19 protein-coding genes are annotated in these 19,043 nt (G+C 69.3%); 12 read left to right on the plus strand and 7 right to left on the minus strand.

The window, feature by feature from the left end; translation table 11 throughout:
• Positions 1-72 precede the first annotated feature (72 nt).
• The 8 genes from CKW28_RS05035 to CKW28_RS05070 all read left to right on the plus strand — a co-directional run bounded on the left by CKW28_RS05035 (position 73) and on the right by CKW28_RS05070 (position 6,036).
• Complete coding sequence (locus tag CKW28_RS05035; RefSeq protein ID WP_003928030.1) at positions 73-396, plus strand: WXG100 family type VII secretion target; 324 nt, start codon at positions 73-75, stop codon at positions 394-396.
• 31 nt (positions 397-427) lie between these two features.
• Positions 428-724, plus strand: coding sequence for a WXG100 family type VII secretion target (locus CKW28_RS05040; protein WP_040548741.1), 297 nt, complete (start codon positions 428-430; stop codon positions 722-724).
• Between the two features lie 370 nt (positions 725-1,094).
• Positions 1,095-1,538, plus strand: coding sequence for a 50S ribosomal protein L13 (gene rplM, locus CKW28_RS05045; RefSeq protein ID WP_003928032.1), 444 nt, complete (start codon positions 1,095-1,097; stop codon positions 1,536-1,538).
• A 29-nt stretch (positions 1,539-1,567) separates the two neighbouring features.
• The gene (gene rpsI, locus CKW28_RS05050) at positions 1,568-1,993 is read left to right on the plus strand and encodes a 30S ribosomal protein S9 (RefSeq protein ID WP_085975202.1); all 426 of its coding nucleotides are present in this window, start codon (positions 1,568-1,570) and stop codon (positions 1,991-1,993) included.
• Between the two features lie 316 nt (positions 1,994-2,309).
• The gene (locus CKW28_RS05055; RefSeq protein WP_131588083.1) at positions 2,310-2,750 is read left to right on the plus strand and encodes a hypothetical protein; all 441 of its coding nucleotides are present in this window, start codon (positions 2,310-2,312) and stop codon (positions 2,748-2,750) included.
• Positions 2,751-2,946: 196 nt separating this feature from the next.
• The gene (glmM, locus tag CKW28_RS05060; RefSeq protein ID WP_003928035.1) at positions 2,947-4,290 is read left to right on the plus strand and encodes a phosphoglucosamine mutase; all 1,344 of its coding nucleotides are present in this window, start codon (positions 2,947-2,949) and stop codon (positions 4,288-4,290) included.
• 37 nt (positions 4,291-4,327) lie between these two features.
• The gene (locus CKW28_RS05065; RefSeq protein ID WP_003928036.1) at positions 4,328-4,639 is read left to right on the plus strand and encodes a DUF7162 family protein; all 312 of its coding nucleotides are present in this window, start codon (positions 4,328-4,330) and stop codon (positions 4,637-4,639) included.
• The gene (locus CKW28_RS05070; protein ID WP_003928037.1) at positions 4,636-6,036 is read left to right on the plus strand and encodes a hypothetical protein; all 1,401 of its coding nucleotides are present in this window, start codon (positions 4,636-4,638) and stop codon (positions 6,034-6,036) included. The genes CKW28_RS05065 and CKW28_RS05070 overlap by 4 nt, the downstream gene beginning before the upstream one ends.
• A 33-nt stretch (positions 6,037-6,069) precedes the next feature.
• Here the strand turns inward: CKW28_RS05070 and CKW28_RS05075 are convergent, their stop codons facing one another.
• The 3 genes from CKW28_RS05075 to CKW28_RS05085 are packed head-to-tail and all read right to left on the minus strand — an operon-like array spanning position 6,070 to position 9,449.
• The gene (locus tag CKW28_RS05075) at positions 6,070-7,110 is read right to left on the minus strand and encodes an LLM class F420-dependent oxidoreductase (protein ID WP_003928038.1); all 1,041 of its coding nucleotides are present in this window, start codon (positions 7,108-7,110) and stop codon (positions 6,070-6,072) included.
• A 42-nt stretch (positions 7,111-7,152) separates the two neighbouring features.
• Positions 7,153-8,601: a carotenoid oxygenase family protein gene (locus tag CKW28_RS05080; RefSeq protein ID WP_050812129.1), complete on the minus strand. Its 1,449-nt coding sequence runs from the start codon at positions 8,599-8,601 to the stop codon at positions 7,153-7,155.
• 2 nt (positions 8,602-8,603) lie between these two features.
• Positions 8,604-9,449, minus strand: a complete 846-nt coding sequence (locus tag CKW28_RS05085) for a dienelactone hydrolase family protein (RefSeq protein ID WP_003928040.1) — start codon at positions 9,447-9,449, stop codon at positions 8,604-8,606.
• A gap of 106 nt (positions 9,450-9,555) precedes the next feature.
• Here CKW28_RS05085 and glmS point away from each other — a divergent pair, with 106 nt between their 5' ends.
• Positions 9,556-11,424, plus strand: coding sequence for a glutamine--fructose-6-phosphate transaminase (isomerizing) (gene glmS, locus CKW28_RS05090; RefSeq protein WP_003928041.1), 1,869 nt, complete (start codon positions 9,556-9,558; stop codon positions 11,422-11,424).
• Positions 11,421-12,362, plus strand: a complete 942-nt coding sequence (locus CKW28_RS05095) for an alpha/beta fold hydrolase (protein WP_003928042.1) — start codon at positions 11,421-11,423, stop codon at positions 12,360-12,362. Before glmS ends, CKW28_RS05095 begins: the two co-directional genes overlap by 4 nt.
• A gap of 22 nt (positions 12,363-12,384) precedes the next feature.
• Here CKW28_RS05095 and thpD read toward each other — a convergent pair whose 3' ends face one another.
• From thpD to ectA, 4 genes are read right to left on the minus strand one after another with little or no spacing between them, the layout of a single operon-like run.
• Positions 12,385-13,281 carry an ectoine hydroxylase gene (gene thpD / locus CKW28_RS05100; RefSeq protein ID WP_003928043.1) on the minus strand — a complete coding sequence of 299 codons (897 nt, stop codon included), beginning with the start codon at positions 13,279-13,281 and terminating at the stop codon, positions 12,385-12,387.
• 23 nt (positions 13,282-13,304) lie between these two features.
• A complete protein-coding gene (locus CKW28_RS05105) occupies positions 13,305-13,700 on the minus strand; it encodes an ectoine synthase (protein WP_003928044.1) in 396 nt (131 codons plus the stop codon).
• Positions 13,701-13,734: 34 nt separating this feature from the next.
• The gene (gene ectB, locus CKW28_RS05110) at positions 13,735-15,015 is read right to left on the minus strand and encodes a diaminobutyrate--2-oxoglutarate transaminase (RefSeq protein ID WP_003928045.1); all 1,281 of its coding nucleotides are present in this window, start codon (positions 15,013-15,015) and stop codon (positions 13,735-13,737) included.
• A gap of 21 nt (positions 15,016-15,036) precedes the next feature.
• A complete protein-coding gene (gene ectA / locus CKW28_RS05115) occupies positions 15,037-15,612 on the minus strand; it encodes a diaminobutyrate acetyltransferase (RefSeq protein ID WP_081475624.1) in 576 nt (191 codons plus the stop codon).
• Positions 15,613-16,164: 552 nt separating this feature from the next.
• Here ectA and CKW28_RS05120 point away from each other — a divergent pair.
• Together CKW28_RS05120 and gad are read left to right on the plus strand one after the other, a co-directional pair.
• Positions 16,165-17,586, plus strand: a complete 1,422-nt coding sequence (locus CKW28_RS05120) for an NAD(P)H-hydrate dehydratase (RefSeq protein ID WP_003928047.1) — start codon at positions 16,165-16,167, stop codon at positions 17,584-17,586.
• Positions 17,587-17,599: 13 nt separating this feature from the next.
• Positions 17,600-18,991, plus strand: a complete 1,392-nt coding sequence (gene gad, locus CKW28_RS05125) for a glutamate decarboxylase (protein WP_040548743.1) — start codon at positions 17,600-17,602, stop codon at positions 18,989-18,991.
• Positions 18,992-19,043 lie beyond the last annotated feature (52 nt).

A 19,043-nucleotide genomic window follows, 5' to 3' on the forward strand; every position in this document is an offset into this window, starting at 1 on the left:
CTGGAACCGGATCTGGCTCGTCGGCGTCGAACCTGATATCCGACACCTCAACGGGCAGTGAAAGGGACGACGATGATGCAATCCGCGGGCGGGGCGCTGACCACCGATTTCGAGTTGATGTGCGCGGTCGCTGCCGAGACCGACACCCGTAACGAGGAATTGCGCGCGCTGCTGCAGTCGTTCATCGGCCGGATGAGCGCGGTGCCGCCGTCGGTGTGGGGCGGGGCGGCGGCGCTTCGGTTCCGGGAGGTGGTGGACCGATGGAACACCGAATCGCTCAGGCTGCACGCGTCGCTACAGCGGATCGCCGAGACCATCCGCGGTAACGAACGTGTGCTGCGGGAGGCGGGGGAGAACCACGCCCACCGCATCGGCGCCGCTTCGGCTGATCTGTAGAAAAGCCGATCTGTAGAGAACAGGGGAAACCATGAATCCAGTGCTCTCGTACAACTTCGATGAGATCGAGTACACGGTGCGGCAGGACATCCACACCACCGCGTCGCGGTTCAACGCCGCGCTGGCCGATCTGCGCGCCCGGATCGCTCCGCTGCAGCAGACCTGGACCCGCGCGGCCGCCGAGGCGTACCGCCTGGAGCAGAGCCGGTGGGATCAGGCCGCGGCGGCGCTCAACAACATCCTGATCGGCCTGGGCAACGCGGTCCGCGACGGCGCGGACGATGTGGCCGCGACCGACCGGGCGGCGGCCAACGCCTGGGGGCTGTGACGGCCCCCTTCAAGACCCTGGTCATCGCGAGATCCCTGTTCTCGCGAGACCCCTTTTCATCAGGAGGCTCTGTGCGGTTCCGGTGGAGGGGAGCCGCCGGGACCGCACAGCAGGCCGGCGCCGAACGTGAGCTCGTGTGCGAGAATCAGCGCACACGTCGAACATGGGCTCACGTTCGGCGCCTCCGGTCCCGGTCGAGACCGTTTTGACCTGCACCGGAGGCCGCCGGTAAGCTCATTCGCTGGCGTGCGGTCCGCCCGTTCCGGGCGCAGCGGGTCCTCGGGTCGATGTCGGTCGCCGAGGTGTCCCCTCCGTCCACGCCCTGACCGGCAACCGAAACCCGAGAGGGCCGACACCGAAAGGTAGCGCTGTGCCTACTTACACGCCGAAGGCGGGTGACACCACGCGGTCGTGGTATGTCATCGACGCCACCGACGTGCGACTCGGCCGGCTCGCCGCGGCGGCAGCGACGCTGCTGCGCGGCAAGCACAAGCCGACGTACACCCCCAATGTCGACGGTGGCGATTTCGTCATCATCGTCAACGCCGAGAAGGTCTCGATGAGCGGCAACAAGCCGGAGCGCACCTTCTACTACCGCCACTCGGGTTACCCGGGCGGTCTGCGCGTCCGGTCGCTCGGTGACATGCTGCGGCGGCATCCCGAACGTGTGGTCGAGAAGGCGATCGTGGGGATGTTGCCCAAGACCAAGCTCGGGCGGCAGATGAAGACCAAGCTGCGGGTGTACGCCGGTCCGGACCATCCGCACGCCGCTCAGCAGCCGGTTCCGTACGAGATCAAGCAGGTGACGCAGTGACACAAGCGACTGGATCCGAAACCGGCGAACTGACTGCTGTCGAGGAATATCAGCAGCAGCCGATCATCGACCGGCCCATCCAGGCTGTCGGCCGCCGCAAGGAGGCCGTGGTGCGGGTGCGGCTGGTGCCCGGCACCGGTCAGTTCAACCTGGACGGCCGCACCCTGGAGGACTACTTCCCGAACAAGGTGCACCAGCAGGTGATCAAGGCCCCGTTGGTGACCGTGGACCGGCTGGAGCAGTTCGACATCTACGCGCACCTCGACGGCGGCGGCCCGTCCGGGCAGGCCGGTGCGCTGCGGCTGGCCATCGCGCGGGCGCTGACCATCGCGCAGCCCGAGGATCGCCCGGCGTTGAAGAAGGCCGGTTTCCTCACCCGCGATCCGCGGGAGATCGAGCGCAAGAAGTACGGGCTCAAGAAGGCCCGCAAGGCGCCCCAGTACAGCAAGCGCTGAGAATTTCTCACTCACGGCACGTCGCCGGGTGTACCGCAGCTGCGGTCGCCCGGCGATGTGCTTTTGTGGCGCAGGTCACACAATTCACCTCCCGCGCACCTCACGGCGGGATTTCCCGCGGCCGACGCCCGCGCTGCGCGGGGCAGCGGTTTGAAGGCCGCCGGACTGCGGGTAAGCCTGGACTCGGCCGCCCGTGAGGGTGGGCTTCCCGACGTGGGAGGCGGGATCAACGGGGGGATCTTTCCCGATCGCTGCTGCGCCCGTACCGGTGTGGCACGGATCCCGCCACACAGCGAGAGGAGAATCATTGAGCTTGATGACGAGGACGGCCCTCGGGGCCGTCGCAGGTGGATCGTTGCTTTTCGCGGCCGGTCTCGGCCTCGCGAACGCCCAGCCGGAACCGGCGGGCACCGAGGACGGCAAGATCGACGTCGCGCTGGGCACCATCACGACCATCGAAGACGTCGACGTCACCGCTGCCGAGCAGATCGCCGGCCTGGTATGCGGCGATTCGGTCACCAACGCGCAGCTGAGCGCGGTGGAACGCGGCGACGCGGCAGAGGTGACCTGCACGAGTACCCAGGGCAGCCAGGTCATCACCTTCACCCAGGCCGACGAGGACGACGCCGGGTTCGCGCCGGCCGAGCACACCCCGTCCGACGAGGTGGCGGCGAATGAGGCGGATGAGGTGCCCTCCGCGCCGTCGACCGGCCCGGCCGGGGCTGAGCACGGTGGCACCGACCACGGCTCCCGGTGATCAGCTGGGTGGGTCAGACGATCAGAGCTGATCGAGCCCGAGGCTGAGACGACCTGACCGACCGCCGCCCGCATCCCACACCCGGGGTGCGGGCGGTGTGTCGTTTCGGTGTCGATCCGGGTGCGATTGGGCACCGACATTCCCGCTGACCTCGCCGTTTGTGTGCCCGGCGGGTGCATATGAGAAGTTTGTCGGCATGGGTCGACTGTTCGGCACGGACGGAGTGCGCGGAGTCGCCAATCGCGATCTGACCGCGGAACTGGCGCTGTCCGTGGCCGCCGCGGCGGCTCGGCGGCTGACCGCCCCGACCGGCCGTACCGGCCGGCGGGTGGCGGTGGTGGGGCGGGATCCGCGAGCCAGTGGCGAGATGCTCGAGGCGGCGGTCATCGCCGGGTTGACCGCCGAAGGTGTGGACGCCTGGCGGGTGGGTGTGTTGCCGACTCCCGCTGTGGCGTACCTGACCAGCGCATACGACGCCGATTTCGGGGTGATGATCTCGGCCTCGCACAACCCGATGCCCGACAACGGCATCAAACTGTTCGGCCCCGGCGGGCACAAACTCGACGACGCCGCCGAGGACCGTATCGAGGAACTGGTCAATCAGGGGCCGGGCAACCGTCCGGTGGGGGCGGCGATAGGCCGCATCGTGGACGCGGAAGACGCGATGGACCGGTACCTGCGGCATGTGGCCAAGGCCGTCACGACCCGGTTGGACGGCCTCACCGTGGTGGTGGACTGCGCCAACGGGGCGGCCTCGACCGTCGCGCCGCGCGCCTACCGGGCCGCGGGCGCCAATGTCATCCCGATCAACGCCGAACCCACCGGCCTGAACATCAACGACAACTGCGGCTCCACCCACATGGAATCGCTGCAGCAGGCGGTCGTGTCCTATGGGGCCGATCTGGGTCTGGCCCACGACGGCGACGCCGACCGCTGTCTGGCCGTCGATGCGCACGGCCGGGTGATCGACGGCGACGCGATCATGGTGGTGTTGGCGCTGGCGATGCAGGAGGCCGGTGAGTTGTCGGCCAACACCCTGGTCACCACGGTGATGAGCAACATGGGCCTGCACCTGGCCATGCGGTCGGCCGGTATCGAGGTTCGCACCACCGCGGTCGGGGACCGCTATGTGCTCGAGGAGTTGCGCAGCGGGGACTACACGCTGGGCGGTGAACAGTCCGGGCACATCGTGATGCCGACCCTGGGCACCACCGGCGACGGGATCGTGACCGGGCTGCGGCTGATGTCGCGGATGGCGCAGACCGGCAAGACCCTGGCCGCGCTCGCCGAGCCGATGCGAACCCTGCCCCAGGTGCTGATCAATGTGGCGGTCGCCGACAAGGCCGCGGTCGCGGCCGCGCCGGCGGTCCGCACCGCGGTGGCCGCGGCCGAGGCCGAACTCGGTGACACCGGGCGAATCCTGTTGCGCCCCTCGGGAACCGAACAGGTCGTCCGGGTGATGGTGGAGGCGGCCGATGAGGACACCGCCCGGCAGCTGGCGGCGCGGGTCGCCGAATCGGTCAGCGCGCAGGGCAACTGACGGAACCGTCCGGGCGGGCGCTGCGTCCTAGCCCTACATGGGATTGTCTGAACCGGCCCGGGTCGATGTCGCCGCGCTGCTCGCGGCGGCCGACCGGTATCACCTCGCCGCTGACCGGATCGACGCCACGATCCGCGCCGAACTGAGCGCGCTGCGCTTCCACGGGGCCCTGGCCGGCACCGCCTACGCCGACCGCGGTGACGCGCTGCGCGCTGCGGTTGATCAGGTCGTCGAGCGGTTGCGGCAGTGGTCGCGGTCGGCCGCCGCGATCAGCGCCGCGCTCCGCGCCACCGCCGGTCGCTACGCCGAATCCGACACGAGTGCCGCCCGACGGATCCAGCTGCTGTGACCGGAGGTCTTGACGTCGCAGCTCGACTCGCCGACGGGCTGCCCGCGGTTCGGGCCGCGCAGGAGTACCTGTCGGCATGTGAGTCGCTGGGCTACCGGCAACCGGACCTGAGTGGCCGCCCCGGACAGGTGTTCGACTGGTACCGCAGTGAGGACGGATTGGATCTCGGCGCGCTGGCCGATGATTCGGCCGCGCTGGACAGAGCCGCTGCCCGTGCCGCCGAGGTCCTGGAACTGCAGGACCGACAGTCGGCGGCCCTCGGCGCGGGCTGGCGTGGCGTCGGCGGAACCGCCGCGGCCGAATTGTTGCGCCGCCACGGTGCGGCGTCGGCGGCGGCCACCGCCGCGTTGCGGACCGCCGCCGACGCGCTGACGACGTTGCGAACCGAGTTGTGGCAGTTGGTGGATCGCAAGGTGACCGCCACCCAGGGCATCGACGGCGGCGGGCGCACCGACTGGCAGGCCGCTGCCCACACGGTGTTGACCGGTGCCGGGGACCGCTCGGTGGCCAGCGAACTGGTCGACGCCGAGGTGAAACCCTTCGTCGACGAGGCCATCGGATGCGAGTGGCTGACGGTGATGAACCAGACCCTGACGTCGATCGAGGAGAAGTTCGACGCGGCGATCGCGGAGCTGACCGGTTCGGCGGCGGTCCCGGATTTCGGGGCGGGTGAGGGGGAGGCCCCGCCGTGGGCGGCGAATTGGGGCCCGCCGTGGGCGGCGAATTGGGGCCAGCCGGGGGCGGCGAGTTGGGGCTCGCCGCCCGTGGCAGACGGGGCTGCATCTGCGATCGGCGCCGATCCGGCACCGGCGGAGGCTGCAGCTCCCGGGGTGCCGCCTCCCGCCGTGCCACCGACCGGTCCGGGCGGCGGGCTACCCGATCCGGGTGCTGGATTGTCCACCGTGGGAAGGCAACTCGTCGATCTGCTCGGGGGACTGCTCGGGCCGGTCGGTGAAGCGCTCGGCAACGGCGTCGGCGCCGCCGGGGTCGACCCGATGGGCGGGGAGGATGCAGGCGGGGAGGATGCGGGCACGGAGGAACGGGACGGCGCCTCCGACGCCGACACCGATGCCGAAGACGACGACCGCGGCGACGACACGCCCGAGGACGACACACCCGACGACGGGGACCCCGATGCGGGCGGGAGCCCCGGAGAGGACCCGCAGGAGGCTCCGGACCCAGAGCACGACCCGGACCCCGCACCCGGGGAACCCGAGACCCACCTCGGTGCGGACACGGGCGCCGCCGGCGAGCCGGCGCCGGCCACCCCACCCCCGACGGCCCCGGCGCCGGAACCCGTGTCGGGCGCGCTCCCGCCGCCGGAGCACGAGCCGGTCACCGCGACCGGGACGCCGTGTGAGATCGCCGCCGCCGAGTTACCCCAGGTCGGGGAGTAGAGGGGAGTAGCGGATCGAGAACCGCCGGTTCGTTCAGGCCACCATGGTCCGCAGCTGTTCGATGAAGCGCACCGCCTCAGCGGTGTCGGTGGCCAGCGGGGTGACCAGCAGTGTGGTCACCCCGGCCTCGGCGAACATCGCCACCCGTTCGGCCACCAGGCCGGCCGGTCCGATCAGCGACACGCTGCGCACCAGATCGTCGGGCACCGCCGCGGCCGCCTCCTCCTTGCGCCCCGCCAGATAGAGTTCCTGAATCCGGTCGGCCTCGGCGCCGAATCCGTAGCGGGTGGCCAGATTGTGGTAGAAGTTCTTGTCCCTGGCGCCCATCCCGCCCAGGTACAGCGCCAGCATCGGTTTCACCCAGGCGATCCGGTCCTCCACGTCGTCGCCGATGGCCAGTGGCGGGGTCCCCATCACATCGAGCGGGCCCAACGTCGGGTCCCGTTTGGCGCGTCCGGCGCGCAAGGCGTCACCCCACACCGAGTCGATGCGTTCGGGGTCGACGAAAACCGGTTGCCAGCCGTCCGCGATCTCGGCGGTCAGCTGCACGTTCTTCGGTCCGAGTGCGGCGATGAAGATCGGGATGTGTTCGCGCACCGGGTGGTTGATCAGCTTCAGCGGCTTGCCCAGTCCGGTTCCCCGATCGGGCGGCAGTGGGAGGTGATAGTGACGTCCGTTGTATTGCAGGCGTTCCCGGCGCCACACCTTCCGGCAGATCTCCACCACCTCGCGGGTGCGTCCCAACGGCGCGTCGAACGGCACTCCGTGGAACCCCTCCACCACCTGCGGGCCGGAGGTGCCCAGCCCGAGCGTGAACCGTCCGTCCGAGACGTAGTCCAGTCCGGCCGCGGTCATCGCCAACAGCGCCGGAGTGCGGGTGTAGATCGGCACCACACCGGTGGCCAACTGGATGGTCGAGGTTCTGGCCGCCAGGTACCCGAGCTGGCTGATCGCGTCGAAGGAGTAGGCCTCGGGGACCACCGCGAGATCCAGCCCGACCTTCTCGAGTTCGACCACCAGCCCGGCGGTTTCCTTGAAACCGCCGGAATAGGCCAGTTGCATGCCGATACGCATGGGCGAATTCTAGGGTCGCGGCTCCGGCCCGGGAGCGCCGCGTCAGCCGGAACGGCCGACGCGGGGTGTGAAACAGCCGTGGAACGTCAACGGCATGGAGTGGCGGAGGTGACCGGTGAACACCGGATCGGCGGACACCGCGCCGGCGTCCAACAGCCGCAGATGCGCTCGGTGCCGGTGACAGTCCTGTACCACCACCGCCAGCCAGCCGTCGTCCTCGGCGGCACCGCCCGGGCGCGGGATGAAGACCGGTTCGTGGGCGAGGTGGCCCGGCGGTAGCCGGTGCAGCGTCGATGCCCCGGTGTGGTGGTCCAGTTTGGCCACCGCGTTCGGATACGTGCTGCCCTCCACTCCGACCACCAGATAGGTGTAGCGGTGGCGGCGGCCGCTGACGCGTGGGTTGAGCATCGGGAAGTCGCCCCGGAGATCGGTGAGTGGCTCGTGGATCACCCTGCCCGAGCGCGTGATTCGGATCCGGCGCAGGACGCCGCCGTACGGCATGGTGGTGTCCGGCACGGTGCCGTCGACCGTCAGCAACTGGGCGTTGAGCTGCGTCCAGCTGGCGTCGTAGTTCAGCAGCTCCACGACGGTGTCGGCGCCGTCGTCGTAGGCGTTGGCGATGTGCAGGTGCATCAGCGGTTCGGTGTGGACGATCCGGACCCGGCCGCCGTCGCGGGGAACCAGGGCGATCATCGTCGGGCGCTCGGCGTCATACTCGAGCGCGTCGATGTAATCGTGCAGCCCCAGAGCGGCGCCGGCCAGCTTCGACGGCCGGAACACCAGCGGCGGGACGACGAACACCATGTGGCGCTTGGTCAGGCCGACGTCGTGATTGAACATCGGCGCGGAAAGCCGCACGGCGCCCAGGGTGGTCAGGCGCCCGGTGGGGTCCACCCGGTAACACACCAGCTTCGGGATCGGAGCCAGCGCGAGGCCGAAGTTGAACATCTCGCCGGTGTCCGGATCCCATTTGGGATGCGCGGAGAACGCGCCCAGCCACCTGAGCTCACCGTCGTAGTCGTACTCTCCGACGGTGTCGAGCGAGTCCGGATCGATCTCGGTGGGGCGGCCGGCCTCCCACAGCGCCAACAGTGTGCCGGCGTGCATGATCACCGCGGTGTTGGCGACGTTCACCGGGAATCGCAGGGCGTTGGCCAGGACGCCGCCGGGCCGCATGGTGCCGAGCCCGCGGAAGGGCGCCCCCCTGGTGTGCCGGGATCTCCGGTAGTGCCTGGTCCGCACGTACCGGTTCCGGAACCGCACCCGGCCGTCGGCGAAGCGGAACATCGACAGCATGCCGTCGCCGTCGAAGAGATGGCCGAGCGGTTGGCCACCGGCTTCCAGGCGGCCCGGTCCGTTGCGGTACACCGTGCCCCGCAGCTGTTCGGGTACCGCCCCGGCGACCTCGTCGAGGAGATAGTCGTACTCCTCGTGCAGCGGCGTGAACCCGGAGAAATCCTGCTGGCGCGACCCCACCGGCTCCGGCGACATGATCAGGGTTTCAGCAGGGCGACGACCTTGTCCTCGAGGGCGACCGGGTCGTCGGCGGTCGGGTCGATGAGCGAGGTCCTGGGCAGCGCGGCGTCGGGTTCGGCGAATGCCCGATAGGTCTTGTCGCCGGTCAGCAGGTGCAGCAGATAGCCGGTGAGCAGTGCCCGAACGGTCTTCTGGGTGCCGCGGTCGGCGCCGGGCAGGCCCACCACCCGGGCCAGCCGCCGGCCCTCGATCAGGCCGCCGGCCTTGCCCTTGTCCACCGCGCGCAGCGTCGCCGTCGGCCAGGCGCGGGCCAGTTCCACGGCGTTGGACCGCAGCGTCATGGGATCCCCCGGCGCGGTCAGGATGAGGCCGGGCACGTTCAGCGTCGCCGCCGGCTCCTCGGCGCGGGGTTGGGTGACCGACGGGAACAGCGCCGCGACGGCCTTGGGTTTCCGCGGCAGGCCTGCGGCCGTGAACACCGCCGCCGATCCGCCGAAACCGTGCCCCACCACCCCGAGCTTGGCGGGATGCACGCTGATCTGGCCCGGGCCGAGCCGCACCCCGGTGATGATGTCCAGCGTGGTGCCCAGGTCGAATGCGAAATTGAGCACCGACGGGGCCACCCCGGTCTCGGTGGCCGGCGCCGCGGCGACGATGCCCCACGAGGCCAGATGTTCCAGCGTGCCCTGGTACCGGTCGGCCCCGGCCAGCCAGTCGTGCCCGAACGCGACCCCGGGCAGATTGAACCCCTTCTCGGGGGTGAACACCACGCCGGGAAGTCCGGCGAACGCCAGGTCGCCACGCAGCACCCGGTGCGGTCCACGACGGCGCAGGGCCGCGAAGAGCTTCTTCGTGCTCGCCACCCGATGACGGTAACCCACCGGCCGGTCAGCGTCGGATATGTCATCGACAAAACGCCACGACCTGGCAGTTCTGACCGAACGGGAACTTCCACTACGCTGAGTGGCTATGTGTGGGATCGTCGGCTATGTGGGGGCGCGCAACGCCCTCGACATCGTGGTCGACGCGCTGCGCCGGATGGAATACCGGGGATACGACTCCGCCGGGGTGGCCCTCCTCGACGGCGCCGGCGGCCTGACGGTACGTCGACGCGCGGGACGATTGGCGAATCTGGAAGCCGAGCTGGCCGCCACCGACCCCGGCCTGCTGGCCGGCACGGCCGGTCTGGGACACACCCGGTGGGCCACCCACGGCCGGCCCACCGACCGCAACGCCCACCCGCACCGTGACGCCTCGGGGAAGTTCGCGGTCGCGCACAACGGCATCATCGAGAACAACGCGGTGTTGCGCGCGGAACTCGAAGCCGCCGGTGTGGAGTTCGCCAGCGACACCGACACCGAGGTCGCGGTCCACCTGCTGGCCCGGGCCTATCAGCACGGAGAGACCGCCGGGGATTTCGTCGCCTCGGTGCTGTCGGTGTTGCGGCGGCTGGACGGCCACTTCACGCTGGTGTTCGCCAACGCCGACGAACCGGGCACCATCATCGCCGCCCGCCGGTCCACCCCGTTGGTGGTCGGGGTCGGTGACGGGGAGATGTTCGTCGGATCGGACGTCGCCGCGTTCATCGAGCACACCCGCGACGCGGTGGAACTGGGACAGGATCAGGCCGTCGTGATCACCGCCGACAGCTACCGGGTGCTGGACTTCCTCGGCGCCGACGTGACCGCCCAGGCCCGGCACTTCCACATCGACTGGGATCTGTCGGCCGCCGAGAAGGGCGGCTACGAGTACTTCATGCTCAAGGAGATCGCCGAACAGCCCGCGGCGGTCGCCGACACGCTGCTGGGCCACTTCGTCGACGGCCGCATCGTGCTCGACGAGCAGCGCCTCTCCGACCAGGAGCTGCGCGAGGTCGACAAGGTCTTCGTGGTCGCCTGCGGCACCGCATACCACTCCGGGCTGCTGGCCAAGTACGCGATCGAACACTGGACCCGGTTGCCGGTCGAGGTCGAGCTGGCCAGCGAGTTCCGCTACCGCGATCCGGTGCTGGACCGCAGCACCCTGGTGGTGGCGATCTCCCAGTCCGGGGAGACCGCCGACACCCTGGAGGCGGTGCGCCACGCCAAGGCCCAGAAGGCCAAGGTGCTGGCGATCTGCAACACCAACGGCAGCCAGATCCCGCGGGAGTCCGACGCGGTGCTCTACACCCGCGCCGGGCCGGAGATCGGGGTGGCCGCCACCAAGACGTTCCTGGCGCAGATCGTCGCCAACTATCTGGTCGGCCTGGCGCTGGCACAGGCGCGCGGCACCAAGTACCCCGACGAGGTCGAACGGGAGTACCGCGAACTGGAGGCGATGCCGGCGCTGGTGCAGCGGGTGGTGTCCACCGTCGAACCGGTCTCGGCGCTGGCCCGGCAGTTCGCCGGGGCGCCGGCGGTGCTCTTCCTGGGCCGCCATGTCGGCTACCCGGTGGCGCTTGAGGGGGCGCTCAAGCTCAAAGAGCTGGCGTACATGCATGCCGAGGGGTTCGCCGCCGGTGAGCTCAAACACGGCCCGATCGCCCTCATCGAGGAGGGCCTGCCGGTCATCGTGGTGATGCCGTCGCCCAAACATGCGTTGACGCTGCACGGCAAGTTGTTGAGCAACATCCGGGAGATCCAGGCGCGCGGCGCGGTCACCATCGTCATCGCCGAGGAGGGCGACGACACGGTCCGCCCGTACGCCGACCATCTCATCGAGATCCCGGTGGTGTCAACGCTTTTCCAGCCGTTGCTGTCCACCGTTCCGCTGCAGGTGTTCGCCGCCTCGGTGGCGCAGGCCCGCGGCTACGACGTCGACAAACCGCGTAATCTGGCCAAATCCGTCACGGTGGAATGACACCGACCGATCTGGCTGTCCCCGATGTCCGGATCGGACCGCACCGCGATATCGGGCATTTCCGCGATGCGGCGGCCTTCGACCGGTTCCTCGAGGTGTACCGGCGCGGCATGGCGACGTTGCCGACGTTCGAGGTTCGCGATGTCACCACGGCGTTCGGCACCGTCCGGGCCTACCGGTTCGACGGACCCGCGGGCCCGCCGGTGGTGCTGTTGCCCGGCCGCAACGCCGCCACGCCGATGTACCGCGGAAATCTGCCGACGCTGCTGCGACAGCGCACCGTGTACGGCATCGATCTGCTCGGGGAGGCCGGCCTGAGCGTGCAGCACACCCCGATCCGTTCGGCCGACGACATCGCGCACTGGCTCGACGACGCCCTGGCCGGGCTGGGGTTGCCGCACGCTCATCTGCTCGGTGTGTCGATCGGCGGTTGGACGGCGATGAACCTGGCGGTGCGGCGCCCGCAGCGGGTGGCGTCGCTGACGCTGCTCGACCCGGTCTTCACGTTCGCGCCGGTGCGAACCACCCCGATGTTGGCGTCGATCGCGCTGATCGCGCCGGGGGTCCCGCCAGCGCTGCGTCGCCGGGTGCTCCGCTGGATCTCCGGCGGAGCCGACATCGACGCCGCCGCGGACGAGGCTGCGCTGATCGCCACGGCGTCACGCAATTTCGTGCTGCGACAACCTATTCCGCGATCCTTCAGCGACGATCAGTTGCGGTCCGTCACCCGACCGGTGCTGGCGCTGATCGCGGGCCGCAGCGTGATGCTCGACGCGCAGCGCGCCACCCGCCGGGCGCGGTCGATGTTGCCGCACGGGGAGGTGGAACTCTGGCCGGCGGCCTCCCACGCCATCAACGGCGAGTACCCCGAGCGGATCGCGCAGCGCGCCGCGGAGTTCTGGACCCGCGTCGACTCCGACTCTCCCCACCGGGGGTGAACCCGGTGGGGCAGCGCGGCTTTCAGGCGACGGGTCGCAGCGGGCGCACCGTGCGCGCGGCCAGGTACTCCGGCCGTCGCTGGGGCGCCGCGAACGGTTCGGTCAGCGCGTTGTCCACCGAGTTGAACACCAGAAAGATGTTCGACCGCGGGAACGGTGTGATGTTGGAGCCCGAACCGTGCAGCAGGTTGGCGTCGAACCACAGCGCGGTGCCGGGCGGCCCGGTGAACTGGTCGATCCCGTGCTGGTCGGCCACCTTGGTCAGCGTGGTCTGATCCGGCACCCCGATGTCCTGGCGCACCAGCGAGGTGGTGTGGTTGTTCACCGGTGTCGCCCCGACGCAGGGATAGAACGTCCGGTGGGATCCGGGCATCACCATCAGCGACCCGTTGTAGGGGTAGTTCTCGGTCAGCGCGATCGAACACGACACCGCCCGGATCGCGGGCATGCCGTCCTCGGCGTGCCAGGTCTCGAAATCGGAGTGCCAGTAGAACCCGGTGCCGGTGAACCCCGGCATGAAGTTGATCCGCGCCTGGTGGATGTAGACGTCGCCGCCGAGCAGTTGGCGGGCGACGGGCAGCACGGTGTCCAGATGGACCACCTGGTCGATCAATTCGCTGAGCAGGTGCGGTTCGAAGATCGAGCGGATGCTGCCGCTGGGTTCCCGGATCACCCGCGGGTCGCCGTCATCGACGTCGGCGCCGATGCGGTCGAGCTCATGACGCAACCGCGGGAGCCAATCGTCGGGAACGGCGTCGGGGCGGATCAGGTAACCGCGGTCGCTGAACTCGTCGAGCACCCGCTGCGGCAGCGGCCCGTCCCCGGCGGTACCCCACACCGTGGGGTCGACGCGGGGGATGGGCGCGATCGCGTGGTCCAACCGGGTCGGATAGTGGTCAACGACGTGTGTCTGGGTCATGGTGCATCAGCTTGGGAGGGTTGTCAGGCCGGAAGTGCTTCGGGCGGCGGATAGGCGCCGGTCTCGTCGTGCACCTCCCGGCCGGTCACCGGGGGATTGAACACACAGAACATCCGCAGTTGTTCGGTGCAGGTGACGCGGTGGCGTTCGTGGCCGTCGAGCAGGTACATGGTGCCCGGACGCAGCTCGTGAACCTCACCGGTCTCCTTGTCGGTGAGGGTGCCCCGGCCTTCCACCACCCACACCGCCTCCACGTGGTAGCGGTAGTGGAAGTCACACACCGCGCCGGTCTCGATGGTGGTCTCGTGGAACGAGAAGCCGACACCGTCGTCGGCGAGGATGATCCGTTTCGACCGCCAGGAACCGCCCGACACATCGCGTTCGGTTCCGGTGATCTCGTCAGTGGTGCGCACGATCATGCGGCGATTGCTCCTGTGAGGTGGATGGGTGGGTCTAGTCGACGGTAGCGGCCACGGCGTCGGCCAGGATCCCCAGCCCGGCCTCCAGCTCTTCCTGCGACATCGTCAGCGGCGGAAGCAGTTTGACGACCTCGTCGGACGGTCCGCTGGTCTCCATCAGCAGACCCCGGTCGAACGCCGCGCGGCACACCGCGCCGGCCAGGTCCTCCTGCTCGAACTTCAGGCCCTGCGCCATTCCGCGTCCGCGGGCGCTGACGCCCTCGTGGCGGGCCGCGATCGATTCCAGCTCGTTGCGCAGGAATTCGCCCTTGCGCACGGTCTGTGCGGTGAAGGAGTCGTCCTGCCAGTACGTCTTCAGCGCGGCGGTCGCGGTGACGAAGGCGGGGTTGTGGCCGCGGAAGGTGCCGTTGTGCTCACCCGGGGCCCACACGTCCAATTCGCGGCGGAACAGGGTCAGCGCCATCGGCAGCCCGTAGCCGCTGATGGATTTCGACAGCGTGACGATATCGGGGGTGATGCCGGCCTCTTCGAAGCTGAAGAAGGCGCCGGTGCGGCCACAGCCCATCTGCACGTCGTCGACGATCAGCAGGATGTCGCGGGTGTGGCAGAGTTCGGCCAGCGCCCGCAGCCATTCCGCCCGGGCCACGTTCAGACCACCCTCACCCTGGACGGTCTCCACGATCACGGCCGCCGGGCGGTTGAGCCCGCTGCCCTCGTCGTCGAGGACCTTCTCGAACCACTGGAAGTCCTCGGTCACACCGCCGAAGTAGTTGTCATACGGCATCGGCGTGGAGTGCACGAGCGGCACACCCGCGCCCGCACGCTTCATCGAGTTGCCGGTCACCGACAGGGCGCCGAGGGTCATCCCGTGAAAAGCGTTGGTGAAGCTGACGATCGACTCTCGTCCGGTCACCTTGCGGGCGAGCTTGAGGGCCGACTCCACCGCGTTGGCGCCGGTGGGGCCGGGGAACTGCACCTTGTAGTCCAGACCCCGGGGCTTCAGGATCAGCTCGGAGAAGGTCTCCAGGAACTCCTGTTTGGCTGCCGTGGCCATGTCCAGGGAGTGGACGATGTTGTCCGACATCAGGTATTTCAGCAGCGGCTCTTTGAGTTTCGGGTTGTTGTGTCCGTAGTTGAGCGCGCCGGCGCCGGCGAAGAAGTCCAGGTAACGCTGTCCGGACACGTCGGTGATCCACGATCCGCGGGCGCTTTCCATGACCGCGGGCCAGCCGCGGCAGTAGCTGCGGACCTCGGATTCGATCGTGGAGAAGACCTCGGGCAGCTCAGTTTCGGAAGTGGTTGCCAGCAATGACATTTGGTTTCCTCCGTTTCGGTGTCAGCTGGTCAGTGGGGCGGTGATGGGCCCGATGCGCAGGATCGGCTCATCTTCGTGGTCCCCGTGACGGTCGAGCATGTCTGCGGTGAAGTGCGGCTGTTCGATCAGCGGGACCCCGTGCCGCCGCGCGAAAGCGCCGAAGAACGCGCGTGATGCGGTGTTGCTCGGGGTCACCGTCGCCTCGACGGTGACGGGGTGGCCGTGCCGATCGGTGCGTACCCGGTGGACCAGGTGGTCCAACATGGCGCTGGCCAGCCCGGTTTTCTGGGCGGCCGGTGCGGCGGCCACCTGCCAGACGAACAACACCTCGGGCCGGTCGGGCGGGTGATATCCCGTGATGAAGCCGTGCAGCTCGCCGTCGACGTCGGCGACGATCGAGGTCGCCGCGAAATCAGTGGCGAAAAGGAGATAGGCGTAGGTGGAGTTGACGTCGAGGACGTCGGTCGCAATGGCGATCTCGCGCATACCGAGCGCGTCTGCTGCTTGCGGCCGCCTCAGGTGGGCGTCCCATCGACGCGGTGGTTGGGGAGATTCGATTGTGGAGAGCGGTCCTGGGTCACTATCAGGATCGTGCATAACGGGTTAGCGGTTCACCACCGATCAGTTATCGCGTAATCATTCGTCAAGTCATCGGCGTTCCCGACCTAAGCACGCTTCACAGAGCCGTTCAACCGTCGGCAACGCTGGCTAAGTGCGTTCTCGCGCCGCTTTCTGGGGGGACACCAGCGAAAACGACGGGTCTGCGCGCGGAGCTGCCCCGAGGAGCGTTGTTATCAAATCGTTATATGGCCCGGGGGCGGATTTCAACGCCGATTGAACAGAAAAAAGCAGGTCAGGACGTCAACTCTGGCCCGGAAATCCGCCTGTTCATCGAATCGGCCACAGATCGCCGTGATCCGGGCCGCCGCAGCTGGGACAGGTGATTCGGTGCCGGGCAAAGTCTGTCGATTCGCCGGCGGGGCGGTGTCGGCGGGCCGGCGCCGCGGCCGGCCCCGAAACGCCGCCCGGCGGCGGGCGGCAATGGCGTCGTAACCCGACCGGTGGGTCGTAACCTGATTCCACGCGGGAGGGCGCCGATTGCGACAGCGCTCGACGCAGCGCGACACCATTGAGCGAGACGGGAACGTGATGCTGCACTACTACAGCGCCGAGGCGATCCGGGCCGCCGAGGCGCCGCTGCTGGCGAGTTTGCCCACCGGCGCGTTGATGCGGCGCGCCGCGTTCGGACTGGCCACGGTGATCGGCCGCGAGTTGGTGGCCCGCACCGGCGGTGTCGCCGGGCGGCGGGTGTGCGCGGTGGTCGGCTCCGGTGACAACGGCGGTGACGCGCTGTGGGCGGGCACTTTTCTGCGACGCCGCGGCGCATCGGTGTCGGCGATACTGCTCGCCGGCGACCGCACTCATCCCCGGGCGCTGGCCGCCTTCCGCCGGGCCGGTGGGAGGGTCGTCGAAACCCTGCCTCCGGACCTGGACCTGGTGATCGACGGGGTGGTCGGCATCGGCGGCTCCGGGCCGCTGCGGCCGCCGGCTGCCGCGGTGTTCGGCGCAGTCGACGAGGCCGGGATACCGGTGGTGGCGGTGGACGTGCCCAGCGGCATCGATGTGCACACCGGGGCCGCCGAGGGTCCGCACGTGCGCGCTACCGTCACAGTGACGTTCGGTGGACTCAAACCGGTGCACGCTCTCGCGGACTGCGGGCGGGTGGACCTCATCGACATCGGGCTGGATCTCGAACCCGGTGACCTACGGGGTTTCGATGCCGCCGAGGTGGCCGCCCGGTGGCCGCGGCCGGGGCCCGCCGATGACAAGTACACCCAGGGCGTGGCCGGCATCCTGGCCGGTTCCGCGACCTATCCGGGGGCCGCGGTGCTGTGCGTCGGAGCTGCCGTCGCGACCACGTCCGGCATGGTGCGATACGCCGGAAGTGCAGCGGCGCACGTTCTTTCGAGCTGGCCGGAGGTCATCGCGACCGAACGCCCGGAAACCGCCGGCCGGGTTCAGGCGTGGGTGGTCGGGCCCGGCCTGGGCACCGACGACACCGCGGCCGAGACGCTGGAGTTCGCGCTGCGCACCGATCTGCCGGTGCTCGTCGACGCCGACGGTCTGACCCTGCTGGCCGCCCGCCCGGAACTGGTGCGGGGACGTTCCGCACCCACGGTGCTGACCCCGCACGCGGGGGAGTTCGCCCGGCTGGCTTCCGGCCCGCCCGGTGCCGACCGGGTCGCCGCGGCGCGGCGGTTGGCCGAGGACCTGGGCGCCACGGTGCTCCTCAAGGGGCATGTCACGGTGATCGCCGAACCCGGCGGACCGGTCTACCTCAATCCCGCCGGGGAATCCTGGTCCGCCACCGCCGGGTCCGGCGATGTGCTGTCCGGGATGATCGGTGCGCTGCTGGCCTCCGGCCTGCCCGCCGTGGAGGCCGCCGCAGCGGCGGCGTTCGTGCACAGCCGGGCCGCGAACCTGTCGGCCGCCGACCCCGGCCCACACTCCACGCAGACCTCGGCGTCGAGGATCCTGCAGCACATCCGCACCGCAGTTGCCCGCCTCTGAAAGGACCGAAGACATGTCGCGGAAGTACCGGCCCGGTGTTCAGATCACACCTGCCTATACAGGCCGGTTGGCCACCAATCCCGTTCCGTCGCTGCGTCTCCCCGACGATCCGATGGCGCCGGAAGCGGTGTACCGATTCATCTCCGACGAGCTGATGCTCGACGGCAGCTCCCGGCTGAACCTGGCGACGTTCGTCACCACGTGGATGGATCCGGAGGCCGAGAAGCTGATGGCCCAGACGTTCGACAAGAACATGATCGACAAGGACGAGTACCCGGCCACCGCGGCGATCGAACAGCGCTGTGTGTGCATGGTGGCGGACCTGTTCCACGCCGAGGATCTGCGGGACGACGACCCGTCCAGCGCGACCGGGGTCTCCACGATCGGTTCGAGTGAGGCGGTCATGCTGGCCGGGCTGGCGTTGAAGTGGCGCTGGCGCCGGCGGATGGAAAAGGCCGGCAAGGACTGGCGGTCGAGAACCCCCAACCTGATCATGGGCGCCAACGTGCAGGTGGTGTGGGAGAAGTTCGCCCGGTATTTCGACGTCGAACCGCGTTATCTGCCGATGGAGAAGGGCCGCTACGTCATCACCCCGCAGCAGGTGCTCGAGCACGTCGACGAGGACACGATCGGGGTGGTGGCGATCCTGGGCACCACGTTCACCGGGGAACTGGAGCCGGTCGGTGAGATCTGTGCCGCGCTGGACAAGCTGGCCGCCGACGGGGGACCGGATGTGCCGGTGCACGTGGACGCCGCCAGCGGGGGCTTCGTCGTCCCGTTCCTGCACCCCGATCTGGAGTGGGACTTCCGGCTGCCGAGGGTGGTGTCGATCAACGTCAGCGGCCACAAGTACGGGCTGACCTATCCGGGCATCGGGTTCGTCGTCTGGCGCAGCGCCGAGCATCTGCCCGAGGACCTGGTCTTCCGGGTGAACTATCTCGGCGGGGACATGCCGACCTTCACGCTGAACTTCTCCCGGCCCGGAAACCAGGTCGTCGGCCAGTACTACAACTTCCTGCGGTTGGGCCGGGCCGGTTACGGACAGGTGATGAAGACCCTGTCCGACACCGCCCGCTGGCTGGGCGATCAGCTGCGGGCCAGCGAGCATTTCGAGGTGATCTCGGACGGCACGGCCATCCCGGTGGTCAGCTTCCGGTTGACCGGTGACCGCGGTTACACCGAGTTCGACGTCTCGCACGCCTTGCGCGCCTACGGATGGCAGGTGCCGGCCTACACCATGCCCGAGAACGCCACCGATGTCGCCGTGCTGCGCGTCGTCGTTCGCGAAGGGCTGTCCGCCGATCTGGCCCGCGTGCTGTGCGATGACATGATGACCGTCATCGAACAGCTCGACGAGCTCAAGCCAGGCGGTCAGTTCGACTCGCTGCAGCCGTTCGCGCACTGACCCGCGAGGCGCCGCCCACGGCGTCCGGCCGGGGCGCCGGCGGCGGGGCCGC

The organism is Mycolicibacterium thermoresistibile, from assembly GCF_900187065.1.
Taxonomy (GTDB): domain Bacteria; phylum Actinomycetota; class Actinomycetes; order Mycobacteriales; family Mycobacteriaceae; genus Mycobacterium; species Mycobacterium thermoresistibile.

What these genes read in the sequence shown, in the direction of transcription:
- CKW28_RS05065 (WP_003928036.1), top strand. Translation starts at nt 4,328, where the DNA reads ATGGGATTGTCTGAACCGGCCCGGGTCGATGTCGCCGCGCTGCTCGCG.
- gad (WP_040548743.1), top strand. Translation starts at nt 17,600, where the DNA reads ATGTCGCGGAAGTACCGGCCCGGTGTTCAGATCACACCTGCCTATACA.
- glmM (WP_003928035.1), top strand. Translation starts at nt 2,947, where the DNA reads ATGGGTCGACTGTTCGGCACGGACGGAGTGCGCGGAGTCGCCAATCGC.
- CKW28_RS05095 (WP_003928042.1), top strand. Translation starts at nt 11,421, where the DNA reads ATGACACCGACCGATCTGGCTGTCCCCGATGTCCGGATCGGACCGCAC.
- ectA (WP_081475624.1), bottom strand. Translation starts at nt 15,612, where the DNA reads ATGCACGATCCTGATAGTGACCCAGGACCGCTCTCCACAATCGAATCT.
- CKW28_RS05035 (WP_003928030.1), top strand. Translation starts at nt 73, where the DNA reads ATGATGCAATCCGCGGGCGGGGCGCTGACCACCGATTTCGAGTTGATG.
- thpD (WP_003928043.1), bottom strand. Translation starts at nt 13,281, where the DNA reads ATGACCCAGACACACGTCGTTGACCACTATCCGACCCGGTTGGACCAC.
- CKW28_RS05075 (WP_003928038.1), bottom strand. Translation starts at nt 7,110, where the DNA reads ATGCGTATCGGCATGCAACTGGCCTATTCCGGCGGTTTCAAGGAAACC.
- CKW28_RS05080 (WP_050812129.1), bottom strand. Translation starts at nt 8,601, where the DNA reads ATGTCGCCGGAGCCGGTGGGGTCGCGCCAGCAGGATTTCTCCGGGTTC.
- ectB (WP_003928045.1), bottom strand. Translation starts at nt 15,015, where the DNA reads ATGTCATTGCTGGCAACCACTTCCGAAACTGAGCTGCCCGAGGTCTTC.
- CKW28_RS05055 (WP_131588083.1), top strand. Translation starts at nt 2,310, where the DNA reads ATGACGAGGACGGCCCTCGGGGCCGTCGCAGGTGGATCGTTGCTTTTC.
- CKW28_RS05040 (WP_040548741.1), top strand. Translation starts at nt 428, where the DNA reads ATGAATCCAGTGCTCTCGTACAACTTCGATGAGATCGAGTACACGGTG.
- CKW28_RS05120 (WP_003928047.1), top strand. Translation starts at nt 16,165, where the DNA reads ATGCTGCACTACTACAGCGCCGAGGCGATCCGGGCCGCCGAGGCGCCG.
- CKW28_RS05105 (WP_003928044.1), bottom strand. Translation starts at nt 13,700, where the DNA reads ATGATCGTGCGCACCACTGACGAGATCACCGGAACCGAACGCGATGTG.
- glmS (WP_003928041.1), top strand. Translation starts at nt 9,556, where the DNA reads ATGTGTGGGATCGTCGGCTATGTGGGGGCGCGCAACGCCCTCGACATC.